The sequence below is a fragment of the Streptomyces sp. NPDC021080 genome, from assembly GCF_044333225.1.
GTDB lineage: Bacteria > Actinomycetota > Actinomycetes > Streptomycetales > Streptomycetaceae > Streptomyces.
Genome location: NZ_JBIRQM010000003.1, coordinates 314,353 through 328,885, shown reverse-complemented (window position 1 = coordinate 328,885; position 14,533 = coordinate 314,353). Strand labels below are relative to the sequence as shown.

The following is a 14,533-nucleotide window of genomic DNA, read 5'->3' as shown; positions in this document are numbered from 1 at the left end:
CTTGCCGCCCTACCTTTAACGACAGCCGAGGACGGATGAGGCGGATGAGCAGCAACGAAGACAGGCTTCTCGATTATCTCAAGCGCGTCACCGGAGACCTTCGTCAGGTCCGGGAGCGTCTTCGCGAGGTCGAGGAGAAGGACCAGGAACCCATCGCGATCGTCGGCATGGCGTGCCGGTATCCGGGCGGGGTGCGTTCTCCGGAGGACCTGTGGCGGCTGGTGGTCTCCGGCGGCGACGCCGTCGGTGACTTCCCGGCGGACCGGGGCTGGGACGTGGAGGGCATCTACGACCCGGACCCGGAGGCGGCGGGGAAGACGTACGCGCGCCGTGGTGGATTCCTGTACGAGGCGGGGGAGTTCGACCCGGGGTTCTTCGGGATCAGCCCGCGTGAGGCCGTGGCGATGGATCCGCAGCAGCGGCTGCTGCTGGAGACCACGTGGGAGACGTTCGAGCGGGCGGGCATCGACGCGGAGTCGGTGCGCGGCAGCCGTACCGGAGTCTTCGTCGGCTCCGGCTACCAGGACTACGTCAACCTCCTGGTCGGGGTGGGCGGCGAGTCCGACGGCCATCTGGGGACCGGCAACTCGGCCAGCGTGATGTCCGGCCGCATCGCCTACACCTTCGGTCTGGAGGGCCCGGCGGTCACTGTCGACACGGCGTGCTCGTCGTCGCTGGTGGCGCTGCACTGGGCGGTCCAGGCGCTGCGCGGCGGCGAGTGCTCCATGGCGCTGGCCGGCGGTGTGCAGGTGATGACCACGCCCACCGCGTTCGTGGAGTTCAGCCGGCAGCGCGGGCTGGCCGCCGACGGCCGGTGCAAGGCGTTCGGCGCCGGTGCCGACGGAACCGGCTGGGCCGAGGGCGTCGGCATGCTGCTGGTGGAGCGGCTGTCCGACGCGGAGCGCAACGGTCACGAGGTTCTGGCCGTCGTGCGGGGGAGCGCCGTGAATCAGGACGGTGCGTCCAACGGCCTGACGGCGCCGAACGGTCCGGCGCAGCAGCGGGTGATCCGCCAGGCCCTGGTGTCGGCCGGTCTGTCTCCCGCTCAGATCGACGCGGTGGAGGCGCACGGTACGGGGACGCAGCTGGGTGACCCGATCGAGGCGCAGGCGCTGCTCGCCACGTACGGCCGGGAACGGCCGGAGGGGCAGCCGCTGTGGCTGGGTTCGCTGAAGTCCAACATCGGCCACGCGCAGGCCGCTGCGGGCGTCGGCGGCATCATCAAGATGGTCATGGCGATGCGCCACGGTGTCCTTCCGCGGACCCTGCACGCGGACGAGCCGACACCGCACGTGGACTGGTCGGCCGGTGACGTCCGCCTGCTGACCGAGGCCGTGGAGTGGCCGGAGACCGATCACCCGCGCCGCGCCGCGATCTCGTCCTTCGGCGTCAGCGGCACCAACGCCCACACCATCATCGAACAGGCCCCGCCGGCCCGGGACGAGGAGCCCGCAGGAGCCCCCGCCGACGGCCCCCTGGCATGGGTGCTCTCCGCCAGGAGCGATGCGGCGCTGCGGGACCAGGCGGCCCGGCTGCTGCCCTTCGTACGGGGCGAGGTCCGGCCGTGGGACGTCGGGCTGTCGCTGGCCACGACCCGCGCGGCCATGCGCCACCGGGCCGCGGTCGTGGGGGAGGACCGTGAGGAACTGCTCCTCGGGTTGGCGGACCTGGCCGCCGGGACCCCTTCGTCCCGTGTGCTGCCGGGGCGCCCGGCCGGCGGCAGGACCGGCTTCCTCTTCTCCGGTCAGGGCTCGCAGCGCATCGGCATGGGGCGCGAACTGTACGCGGCGTTCCCCGCCTTCGCCGCGGCCTACGACGAGGTGCGCGCGCACCTGGACGCCCCGGTCGACGTCGATGCCGAGACGCTGCACCGGACCGGGTGCGCCCAGCCCGCCCTCTTCGCGGTCGAGGTGGCCCTGTTCCGGCTCCTCGAATCCCTGGGCGTCCGGCCCGACTTCGTCGTGGGCCACTCCGTGGGCGAGATCGCCGCCGCGCACGTGGCCGGTGCGCTGTCCCTCGACGACGCGGCGAAGCTGGTGTCCGCGCGTGCCGCGCTGATGCAGGCGCTGCCCACGGGCGGCGCGATGGTCGCCGTACAGGCCACCGAAGAGGAAGTCCTGCCCCACCTCACCGACGGAGTGAGCATCGCCGCGGTCAACGGCCCCTCGTCGGTGGTGATTTCCGGTGAGGAGACGGCGGCCCTGGCGATCGCCGCGGGCTTCGCCGGGCAGGGTCGCAAGACGTCCCGGCTGAAGGTCAGTCACGCGTTCCACTCGCCGTTGATGGACCCGATGCTGGAGGAGTTCGCGCGGGTCGTCCGTGACCTGGCCTTCGAACAGCCGCAGTTACCCGTCGTCTCCAACCTCACGGGTCGGCTCGTCGAGGTGTACACCCCCGAGTACTGGGTCCGGCACGTGCGCGAGGCCGTCCGCTTCGCCGACGGCGTCCGCACCCTGCAGGACCTGGGCGTGAAGACCTTCGTCGAGATCGGTCCGGGCGGTGTCCTGAGCGGTATGGCGCAGGGCTGTGCGGACGACATCGTCACCGTTCCCGTACTCCGGGCCGACCGCTCCGAGCGGCAGGCGCTCGTGACGTCCCTGGCCCAACTGCACACGCACGGCGTGTCCGTGGACTGGAACGCGTTCTTCGCCGGTGCGCGCAGGACCGATCTGCCGACCTACGCCTTCCAGCACGAGCGGTACTGGGTCGACGCCCCGGACAAGGCCGCCTCCGTGGTGGACCCGGCGGACGCGGAGTTCTGGGAGAACGTGGAGCGCGGGGACCTGCCGGCGCTCGCCGAGACCCTGGGCATCGGGGCGGGGGACGCGTTCGGCGACGTACTGCCGAAGCTGTCGTCGTGGCGGCGGCAGCGCAAGGAGCGGTCCGCCGTCGACGACCGTCGCTACCGCGAGTCGTGGAAGCGCCTGGGCGAGCCCGCTCCGGCCGGCACCGGCGGAACCTGGCTGTTCGCCGTGCCGGAGGAGGAGAACGAGCAGACCGCCGCGGTCCGCACCGCGCTCACTGCCCGTGGCGCCGTTCTGAGGACGCTGGTCGTCGGCGCGGAGAGCGACCGCGCCGCTCTGACCGGGGAGCTGGCCGGGATCGGGCCGGTCGACGGCGTGCTGTCCCTGTTCGTCACCGGCGATCCCGTGCTGCCCACCCTGCTGCTCGTCCAGGCCCTGGGTGACGCGGGCGTCGACGCCCCGTTGTGGTGCCTCACCTCGGGCGCGGTGGCCGTGAGCGGCTCCGACGCGTTGCGCGACGCCCGGCACGCCCAGGTCTGGGGCCTGGGCCGCACCGTCGCCCTGGAGCTGCCCCGGCGCTGGGGCGGCCTGATCGACCTGCCGGAGTCCGTCGACGACCGGGCCGCCGCACGCCTGGCCGACGTGCTGGGACAGGCGCTGACGGGCCGCTGGGAGGAGGACCAGCTCGCCGTCCGTTCCTCCGGTGTCTTCGCCCGGCGGCTCGCCCACGCACCGGCACGGGCCGCCACCCGCCGCTGGCAGCCCCGCGGCACCGTCCTCGTCACCGGAGGTACGGGCGCGCTGGGCGGCCACGTCGCCCGCTGGCTGGCGCACGGCGGCGCCGAACACCTCGTCCTCGCCGGCCGCCGGGGCGCGAACGCCCCGGGCGCCGCCGCCCTGCGGGACGAGCTGGAAGCCCTCGGCACCCGCGTCACACTCGCCGCCTGCGACGTGGCCGACCGCGACGCCGTGGCCGCCCTGCTCGCCGAGCACTCCTTCACCGCCGTCGTGCACGCCGCCGGAGTCGCCGACGGCGACACCGTGGACGCCGTCACCCCGGCCGCCTTCGCCGCCGCGCTCGCCGCCAAGACCGGCGGCGCGGCACACCTGGACGAGCTGCTGGGCGACCGGGAGCTCGACGCCTTCGTCCTCTTCTCCTCCGTCTCCGGCGTCTGGGGCAGCGGCGGCCAGGCCGCCTACGCCGCCGGCAACGCCTTCCTCGACGCTCTCGCCCGGCAGCGCCGCGACCGCGGCCGCACCGCGACCGCCGTCTCCTGGGGCCCCTGGGCCGACGGCGGCATGGTCGAGGACGGCGACGACGAGGAGCGGCTGCGCCGCCGCGGCCTGCGCGCGATGACCCCCGCATCGGCGATCACCGCCCTGCAGCACGCGCTCGACCGCGACGAGACCCTCCTGACCGTGGCCGACGTGGACTGGGCGCGCTTCATCGTGCCGTTCACCCTCGGCCGGCCCAGCCCGCTGCTCGGCGACCTCCCCGAGGTGCGCGCGACGCTCGCGGAGGACGCCCCCGAGGCGGGCCACGGCTCCGGGGCGCTCACCGAGAGCCTGGCCGGGCTGTCGCACGAAGACCGCGCACGCGCCCTCGTGGACCTCGTACGCACGCATGCCGCCGCCGTCCTCGGCCACCGCACAGTGGCCGCCGTCGAGGCCGACCGGCCCTTCCGGGACCTCGGCTTCGACTCCCTGACCGCGGTGGAACTCCGCAACCGCATCAACGAGGTCACCGGCCTCGCCCTTCCCACGACGCTGGTCTTCGACCACCCCACGGCCGCGGACCTCGCCGCCCGCCTGCTCGCCGAACTCACCGGCGGCCAGGACGCCGAGGACACGGCCGCGGCGGCCGCCGCGGTGCCGGCCGAGCCGATCGCCATCGTCGGGATGGCCTGCCGCTACCCCGGCGGCGTGCGTTCGCCCGAGGACCTGTGGGAGCTGGTCGCCTCCGGCCGCGACGCGATCTCCCGCTTCCCCGGCAACCGCGGCTGGGACATCGAGGCGCTCTACCATCCGGACCCCGACCACCCCGGTACCACGTACACGACCCAGGGCGGATTCCTGCACGACGCGGACGAGTTCGACCCCGCCGTCTTCGGAATCAGCCCCCGTGAGGCCGTCGCCATGGACCCGCAGCAGCGCCTGCTGCTGGAGACCACCTGGGAGGCCTTCGAGCACGCCGGGATCGCCCCCCACACGATGCGCTCCACCGACACGGGTGTCTTCGTCGGCTCCGGCTACCAGGACTACACCGGCCGCCCGCTCAAGGTGCCCGACGGCGTCGAGGGCTACCTTCCCAGCGGCAACGCGGCCAGCGTGATCTCCGGCCGGCTCTCCTACACCTTCGGCCTGCGAGGGCCGTCGGTCACCGTCGACACCGCGTGCTCGTCCTCACTGACCGCTCTCCACCTCGCCGTACAGGCGCTGCGCGGCGGCGAGTGCTCCATGGCACTGGCCGGCGGCGTGATGGTGATGGCCGGACCGTCCGCGTTCACGATGTCGAGCCGGCAGCGCGCGCTGTCCGCCGACGGCCGCTGCAAGGCGTTCTCCTCGTCCGCCGACGGCACCGGCTTCGCCGAGGGCGTGGGCCTGGTCCTGGTGGAGCGGCTGTCCGACGCCGTGCGCAACGGGCACGAGGTCCTGGCCGTCGTTCGGGGCAGCGCGGTCAACCAGGACGGCGCCTCCAACGGCCTGACCGCACCCAGCGGCAGGGCCCAGCAACAGGTCATCCGGCAGGCGCTGGCCAATGCCCGGCTCGCCCCGGACGAGGTGGACGCCGTGGAGGCCCACGGCACCGGAACCCGGCTCGGCGACCCGATCGAGGCGCAGGCGCTGCTCGCCACGTACGGCAAGGAGCGTTCCGAGGGCCGGCCGCTGTGGCTGGGCTCGCTGAAGTCCAACATCGGCCACGCGCAGGCGGCCGCGGGCGTCGGCGGCGTCATCAAGATGGTGATGGCCATCCGCAGCGGCATCCTGCCGCGGACGCTGCACGTCGACGAGCCGACCCCGGACGTCGACTGGGCCGACGGGAACGTGCGCCTGCTCACCGAGCAGACCGCCTGGCCCGACCGGGACAGGCCACGGCGTGCGGCCGTCTCCTCGTTCGGGATGAGCGGCACCAACGTGCACACCGTCATCGAGCAGGCACCGAAGACCGATCCCGCGGCCGAGGGCGAGCCGGCCCCGAGCACCGATCCCGCCACCGAGGGCGAGCAGGCCCCCGCGGCGCGGGACGCGACCGCCGCCCGGCCCCCGGACGTGCACCCGTGGGCGCTGTCCGCGAAGACCGCCCGGTCCCTGCGCGAGCAGGCCCGCCGGCTGCTGCACCACCTCGACCGCTCCGAAGGGCTCTCGCTGCCCGACGTCGGCCGCGCCCTCGTCACCACACGGACGCAACTGGAGCAGCGGGCCGTGGTCGTCGGCCGTGACCGGCACGAGCTGCGGGCCGGACTCGCGGCGCTCGCCGACGGCGAACCCGCGGACACCGTGGTCCAGGGCACCGCCGCGGCCTCCGGAAAGGTCGCCTTCGTCTTCCCCGGCCACGGCTCGCAGTGGACCGGGATGGCCCGCGAACTGCTGGACACCTCCCCGGTCTTCGCCGAGCAGGCCGAGGCCTGCGCCGAGGCGTTCGCCCCCTACCTCGACTGGCCGCTGCTCGACGTCCTGCGCGCCGAGCCCGACGCACCGGACGTGGCCGAGGTGGAGGTCGCCCAGCCCGCGCTGTTCACGGTGATGGTGTCGCTGGCCGCCCTGTGGCGCTCCCACGGTGTGACGCCCGCCGCCGTCGTCGGCCACTCGCAGGGCGAGGTCGCCGCCGCGTACGTCGCGGGCGCGCTGACCCTGGACGACGCGGCCCGGATCGTGGCCCTGCGCAGCCGCTCGCTGACCAGGCTCATCGGCAAGGGCGCCATGCTCGCGGTCGCCATGCCCGCCGACCGGGTGCGCGCGAGGCTGGAGAAGTACGGGGACCGGCTGTCGGTCGCCGCCGTGAACGGGCCCGCCGCCCTGACCGTCTCCGGAGAGCCCGACGCGGTCGACGAACTCCTGGCGGAACTCGAAGCCGAGGGCGTGCGCGTGCGCAAGGTCCGCGGCGCCACCGGCGCCGGGCACTCCGCCCAGGTCGAGAGCCTGCGCCCCGAACTGCTCGACCTGCTGGCCCCGGTCGCGCCGCGCGCGGCGGACATCCCCTTCTACTCCACGGTGACCGGCACCGCGCTGGACACCACCGCCCTCGACGCCGAGTACTGGTACCGCAACGCGCGGCACACGGTGGAGTTCGAGCGGACCGTACGGACGCTGCTCGCCGACGGGCACGGGGTGTTCGTCGAGTGCAGCGCGCACCCGCTGCTGGCCGACGCGGTGCAGGAGATCGCGGAGGAGGCCGGTGCCGCCGCCGTGACCGGTGCCTCGCTGCGCAGGGGCCAGGGCGGCATGGACCGCTTCCTGCGCTCCGTGTCCGAACTGCACGTGAACGGCGCGCACGTGGACCTGACGGTCCCCTTCGCCGGGCGTCCGCCACGGCACGTGGACCTGCCGACGTACGCGTTCCAACGGCAGCGGTACTGGCTGGAGAGCGCCGACCCGGTGCCCGCGGGCACCGATCCGGTCGAGGCCGGGTTCTGGGAGCTGGTGGAGAACACGGACCTGTCCGGGCTCGCCGGGGAACTCGGGGCGGACGACGCCGCCCTCGTCGGCCCGGCGCTGCCGGTGCTGTCCGCATGGCGTCGGCGCAGCCGCGAGAAGTCCACGGTGGACGGCTGGCGCTACCGCGTCGCCTTCCGGCGGCTGACCGACCACCCGGCCCCCGGCCTGGACGGCCTGTGGCTCGCCGTCCTGCCCGCCGGGCTGGCGGACGAGCAGTGGGCGCCCTGTGTCGTCGGCGTGCTCGGCGCCCACGGCGCCAAGGTGCGGGTCGTCGAACTCCCCGTCGACTGCGACCGCGCCCAGGCCGCGCAGCGGCTCGCCGAGGAACTCGGCGGCGAACAGCCCGCCGGTGTCCTGTCGATGCTCGGTCTCGCCCCCGGCCGCCACCCCGTCCACCCGACGTTGTCCGCGAGCCTCGCCGCGACCGTCACCCTGCTGCAGGCACTGGGCGACGTGGACGTCCGGGCACCGCTGTGGTGTGCGACCCGCGGAGCCGTGTCCACCGGAGCCACCGACCCGCTGCGCGACGCCGACCAGGCACAGCTCTGGGGCCTGGGCGTCGTCGCCGCACTCGAACTGCCCCGGCGCTGGGGCGGTCTCGTCGACCTGCCCGAGAAGCTGGACGAGCACGCGCTGCGCCGCCTGGTCGGAGTGCTGGCCCGGCAGGACGAGGACCAGCTCGCCGTACGGGGCGACGGCGTGTACGGCCGGCGCATGGTCCGGGCGCGGCCCGCCGACGCGGAGCCCGCGACACCGTGGCAGCCTCGCGGCACCGTCCTGGTCACCGGTGGAACCGGCGGCGTGGGCCGGCACCTGGCCCGCCACCTGGCCGGCGCGGGCGCGCAGCACCTGGTGCTCACCAGCAGGAGCGGGCCCGACGCCCCCGGTGCGCGGGAGCTGCACGCGGAGCTGACCGCCCTCGGCGCCGACGTGACCATCGCCGCCTGCGACATCGCCGACCGCGACGCCGTCGCGCGGCTGCTCGCCGGTATCGAGTCCCGGCACCCGCTCACCGCGGTGCTGCACGCCGCCGGCACGGCACGGTCGTCCATGCTGGACGCCGCCGGTCTCGACGAGTTCGCCGAGACCGCGGCCGCCAAGGTCGCCGGCGCCGTCCACCTCGACGAGCTGCTCGACGGCCGCGAGCTGGACGCGTTCGTCCTCTTCGCCTCCGGCGCCGGCGTCTGGGGCAGCGGTGGGCAGGCCTCCTACGCCTGCGCCAACGCCTTCCTCGACGCCCTGGCACTGCGCAGGCGGGCCCGCGGCCTGACCGCGACCTCGGTCGCCTGGGGCGGCTGGGCGGGCGGCGGCATGGTCGACGACGCGGTCCAGGAGCGGGGCGAGCGGCGGGGCCTGGGCACCATGACCCCCGAGCTCGCGATCTCCGCCCTGCGCCAGGCCGTCGATCACGACGAGGCGACCCTCGTCGTCGCCCCGATCGACTGGGAGAAGTTCCTGCCCGCCTTCACCGTGGGACGGCCCAGCCCGCTGCTGGCCGACCTGCCCGACGTACAGCGGCTCCTGGAGACCGAGCGGTCCGCCGACGAGGAGACCGGCGCCGGAGCGGAGCTGGCGGCCGAGGTCTCCGGACTCGCCCCGGCCGAGCAGGAGGAACGGCTGCTGGAGCACATCCGCGCCCAGAGCGCCGTGGTGCTCGGTCACGCGTCGGCCGAGGAGGTGCCGCCCACCGCGCACTTCCTGGAGCTCGGCTTCGACTCGCTCACCGCGATCGACCTGCGCCGACGGCTGTCCGCGGCGACCGGTCTGCGCCTGCCCGCCGCACTGGCCTTCGACCATCCCACACCCGCCGGGCTCGCCCGGCACCTGGCGGCACGGCTCCGGGACGCCGGCCGCGGCGCGGCGGAGGAGGAGCGGCCCGTCGACATGCTGGTCCAGCTCTACCGGCACGCGAGCGAGAACGGGACGGCCGCCGAGGCCATGGGGATGCTGATGGAGGCGGCCCGCTTCCGGCCCTCGTTCGCACGGCCCGAGGAACTGGACCGGCGGCCCGCCCCGGTGCGCCTCTCGCAAGGCGACCGTCCCTACGCGCTGATGTGCCTCTCCCCGTACGTCGTACCGGCCGGGGCGCACCAGTACGCGCGGTTCGCCGCCCCCTTCCGCGACCGGCTGGACGTGTGGGCGCTGGTCAACCCCGGCTACGAGAAGGGCGAACCGGTCCCCTCCGATCCGGACGTCGTGCTCCGCCTGCACGCGCAGACCGTACGGGAGTGCGCCGGCGGAAAGCCGGTCGTCCTGCTCGGCTACTCCTCGGGCGGCTGGATCGCCCACGGCGTGGCGGCACACCTGGAGGCCATGGGCGAACAGCCGGCGGCCGTGGTCATGGTCGACAGCTTCAGCCGCGAGGTCCCGTTCGACCACCAGGTGCTGGGCGCGATGGCCCAGGCGCAGTCGCAGCGCCTGGACTTCATGAGGTCCGGCGGCGAACAGCTCACCGCGATGGGCCGCTACATGCGCCTGTTCGACGACTGGGCCGCGCCGCGGATCGCCGCGCCGACCCTGCTCGTACGGGCGAGCGAGTCCACGCAGGCCGGCGCCGGGCGCGCGGCACCGCCCGAGCACGTGGACACGACCGTCGAAGTGACCGGGAACCACTACTCGATGCTGGAGGACCACGCCGGCACCACCGCGGCGGCGGTGGAGTCCTGGCTGGCGGACGTCGTCACCGATGCGTCCGGCCCCTCCGCACCTTGAGGACGCAACGACCGCACGACCGGCCCGCGACCACCGCGAGCGCCCGGACCCGGACAGAGCAGATGTGGGAGTGAGAACATGACGAAGACTCTCTACGAGATGGGCGAGACCCCGCCGCTCGGTGAGGTCCCGCGGCAGATGTACGCCTCGGTGATCCGCCAGAACCGCTTCGGAGAGCCGAAGCAGGCGTTCCGCACCGAGGTCGTCGACACCCCGGCGGTGGGCCGGGGCCAGGTGCTGGTCTACGTGATGGCCGCCGGCATCAACTACAACAACGTGTGGTCCTCGCTGGGCGAGCCGGTCGACGTCATCGGCATGCGGCAGCGCCAGGGCCAGCCCGAGGACTTCCACATCGGAGGCTCGGAGGCTTCCGGCGTGGTGTGGGCCGTCGGCGAAGGCGTCCGCAACGTCAAGGTGGGTGACCACGTGCTGCTCACCAGCGGCCAGTGGGACGAGGCCGCCGCGGACATCCGGCTGGGCACGGACCCGCTGGTCTCGGAGAGCATCAAGGCCTGGGGGTACGAGACCAACTACGGCTCCTTCGCGCAGTTCTGCCGCGTCGACGAGTACCAGTGCCACCCCAAGCCCGCCCATCTGTCGTGGGAGGAGTCGGCGGCCTTCCTGCTCACCGGGCCCACCGCCTACCGGCAGTTGTTCGGCTGGCAGGGCAACACGGTCCGCCCCGGCGACCCCGTCCTGATCTGGGGCGGCGCGGGCGGCCTCGGCTCCATGGCCATCCAGCTCGTCAGGCTGGCCGGCGGCGTTCCGATCGCCGTGGTCTCCAGCGAGGACCGCTCCGCGTACTGCCGCCGCCTCGGCGCGGCGGGCACCATCAACCGCCGCGACTTCGACCACTGGGGCCGGCTGCCCGACGTCGGGGACGCCGAGGCGTCGGCGCGGTTCCTGCGCGGCGCCCGCGGGGTCGGCAAGAAGGTCTGGGAGATCCTCGGCGAGCGCAGGTCCCCGAGGATCGTGCTGGAGCACAGCGGCCAGGACACCCTGCCGACCTCGATGTACCTGTGCGACAACGCCGGCATGGTGGTGATCTGCGGAGGCACCTCCGGCTACAACGGAGACGTCGACCTGCGCCACCTGTGGATGCGCTCTAAGCGCCTCCAGGGCTCGCACTACGCCGACACCCGCCAGTGCCGCGAGGTCATCAACCTCGTCGGCGCCGGCATGCTCGACCCCTGTCTGTCCGTCTGCGACGGCTTCCAGGACATCGGGCGCATGCACCAGATGATGCACGACAACGTGCACCCCTCCGGGAACATGGCCGTCCTCGTGAACGCGCCCCGGCGCGGCGGTACCACGCTCGAACCAGCCGCCGCCTGACCGTCCCGCCGTACGAACCCCCCTTCCACCAGCTTCCACCAGCGCAAGGAGAGTCATGCCCGAGCCCACCGCCGCCGCGCCCCCCGTCCCCAAGACCCGCAGCTGCCCGTTCCTGCCGCCGGACGGCATCGACGGCGTCCGGGCGGCCGCCCCGGTGACCCGGGCCACCTTCACCAGCGGCCACGAGGCATGGCTGGTGACCGGTTACGAGGAGGTGCGCGCCCTGTTACGCGACCCCTCGTTCAGCGTCCGGGTGCCCCACGCACTGCACACCCGGGACGGCGTCGTCACCCAGAAGCCCGGCCGGGGCAGCCTGCTGTGGCAGGACGAACCGGAGCACACCTCGGACCGCAAGCTGCTCGTCAGGGAGTTCACCGTCCGGCGCATGCAGGCGCTCCGGCCGAACATCCAGCGCATCGTCGACGAGCACCTCGACGCCATCGAAGCGGGGGGCGGCCCGGTCGACCTGGTGAAGACCTTCGCCGATCCGGTGCCGTCCATGGTGATCTCCGACCTGTTCGGTGTCCCGGCCGAGCGCCGGGCGGAGTTCCAGGACATCGCCGAGGCGATGATGCGGGTCGACCAGGACGCCGCCGCCACCGAGGCCGCCGGCATGCGCCTGGGCGGGCTGCTCTACCAGCTCGTCCAGGAGCGCCGGGCCAACCCCGGGGACGACCTGATCTCGGCGCTGATCACCACCGAGGACCCCGACGGCGTCGTCGACGACATGTTCCTCATGAACGCGGCCGGCACCCTGCTGATAGCGGCCCACGACACCACCGCCTGCATGATCGGCCTCGGCACGGCGCTGCTCCTGGACCGCCCCGACCAGCTGGCCCTGCTGCGCGAGGACCCGTCGCTGATCGGCAACGCGGTCGAGGAACTGCTGCGCTACCTCACCATCGGCCAGTTCGGCGGCGAGCGCGTCGCCACCCGGGACGTGGACCTCGGCGGTGTGCGCATCGCCGAGGGCGAGCAGGTCGTCGCGCACGTCCTCGCCGCCGACTTCGACCCCGCCTTCGTGGAGGAGCCGGAGCGTTTCGACATCACCCGCCGCCCCGCCCCGCATCTGGCCTTCGGCTTCGGCGCGCACCAGTGCATAGGCCAGCAACTCGCCCGGATCGAGCTGCAGATCGTCTTCGAGACCCTGTTCCGCCGTTTCCCGACCCTGCGCCTGGCCAAGCCCGTCGAGGAGCTCCGTTTCCGCAGCGACATGGTCTTCTACGGCGTGCACGAGCTGCCCGTCACCTGGTGACCTGCGCGCCCACGGTCCGCTCCCGCGGGAGATCGGCGCACGCGGTCCGCGTGCGCCGATCACGCCCTGCGTCGCCGCCTCGCGCCGCGGACGGCCGAGGCCGCCGGACACCGGCGGCCGACCCGCTTCGGGGCACACTGCCGCCGGACGGCGGGATCTCGCATGCCGGTCTTTGCGCCGCCGTGACCTTCCTGTCCCTGGCACGGCCCTCGTGCTCGTCCTGCCACGGCCCTCGCGCCGACGGCCCCGAAGCCGCCTGCTGCACGGCACGGCCCGACGAGGCGGCGGCCGTGTTCCCGAGCGGTCGGGCGCGCGGTCCCGTTCACCGAGGCCGCCGTCACCGGGCGCGGCGACGGCCCGCCCCTCCGTGTCCCGGCACGCGTCCGGCGTCCGGTCGGCCACCGGGCACTCCGACGACCGGCCGGCCGACCACGACCACGCCCGTGTCGGCGACCCGCGACCCACCTCGTCGACGCAGGGGCCGGAGCCTGTCGGCCGGGTGCCGACCGGACCGCGCACGGCCTCGCCGACGGACCGAAACCCGTGTCCGACAACCCTTCACGCACCGATGAACCACCGCACCGCCGATCGTTCGAAAGGCACGACATGACCGAGACCGAGATCCGCCGTACCGGGCCGCAGGCCCCGACCTTCCCGCAGGACCGGACCTGCCCGTACCAGCCGCCGACGGCCTACGCGCAATGGCGTGGCGAGAGCCCGCTGACACGAGTCACATTGTTCGACGGCCGGCCGGCGTGGCTGGTCACCGGGCATGCCGAGGGACGGGCCCTGCTCGTCGATCCCCGGCTGTCCTCCGACTGGGGGCACCCGGAGTTCCCCGTCGTCGTCCGGCGCACCGAGGACCGCGGAGGGCTCGCGTTCCCGCTGATCGGCGTCGACGACCCCCTGCACGCCCGGCAGCGGCGCATGCTGATCCCCAGCTTCGGCGTCAAGCGCATGAACGCCATCCGTCCCAGGCTCCAGAGCCTCGTCGACCGGCTCCTGGACGACATGCTGGCGAAGGGGCCGGTCGCGGACCTGGTGTCGGCCTTCGCGCTGCCCGTGCCCTCCATGGCGATCTGCGAGCTCCTCGGCGTCCCGTACGGCGACCACGGCTTCTTCGAGGAGTGCTCCCGCAATTTCGTGGGCGCCGCGACGCCGGCGGAGGCCGACGCGGCCTTCGGCGAGCTCTACACGTATCTGCACGGCCTGGTCGGGAAGAAGCAGGCCGAGCCCGAGGACGGCCTGCTGGACGAGCTGATCGCACGCCAGTTGGAGGAGGGCGAGCTGGACCACGACGAGGTGGTCATGATCGCGCTGGTCCTGCTGGTGGCCGGCCACGAGACCACCGTCAACGCGATCGCCCTCGGTGCCCTCACCCTGATCCGGCACCCCGAGCAGACCGACATGCTGCTGCGCGACCCCGGTGCGCTCCCGGGAGTGGTCGAGGAACTGCTGCGGTTCACCTCCGTCTCCGACTACCTGGTCCGGATGGCGAAGGAAGACATCGATGTCGGCGGCGAGACCGTCAGGGCCGGGGACGCGGTGCTGGTCTCCATCACGCTGATGAACCGCGACGCGAAGGCGTACGGGAACCCCGACGTCTTCGACGCCCGGCGCGCCGCACGTCACCACGTCGGCTTCGGCCACGGCATCCATCAGTGCCTGGGGCAGAACCTCGCCCGCGCCGAACTCGAGATCGCCCTCGGCACGCTCTTCGCCCGCATCCCGGGCCTGCGGCTGGCCGTCCCCCTGGACCAGGTGCCCATCAAGGCCGGCCACGACGCCCAGGGCCCGATCGAGCTCCCCGTCACCTGGTGAGGGCCAGGGC

Annotated in this window: 4 protein-coding genes; all 4 read left to right on the top strand. The window is 73.8% G+C overall.

From position 1 onward, the window contains the following. Positions 1-35: 35 nt before the first annotated feature. Positions 36-10,112, top strand: a complete 10,077-nt coding sequence (locus ACH4S8_RS08975) for a type I polyketide synthase (RefSeq protein WP_398392031.1) — start codon at positions 36-38, stop codon at positions 10,110-10,112. 78 nt (positions 10,113-10,190) lie between these two features. Beyond that, a complete protein-coding gene (ccrA, locus tag ACH4S8_RS08970) occupies positions 10,191-11,447 on the top strand; it encodes a crotonyl-CoA carboxylase/reductase (RefSeq protein ID WP_398392030.1) in 1,257 nt (418 codons plus the stop codon). Between the two features lie 55 nt (positions 11,448-11,502). Next, on the top strand, positions 11,503-12,702 hold the full coding sequence (locus ACH4S8_RS08965) for a cytochrome P450 (RefSeq protein ID WP_398392029.1): 1,200 nt from the start codon (positions 11,503-11,505) through the stop codon (positions 12,700-12,702). 606 nt (positions 12,703-13,308) lie between these two features. Then, positions 13,309-14,523, top strand: coding sequence for a cytochrome P450 (locus tag ACH4S8_RS08960; RefSeq protein ID WP_398392028.1), 1,215 nt, complete (start codon positions 13,309-13,311; stop codon positions 14,521-14,523). Positions 14,524-14,533: the final 10 nt, after the last annotated feature.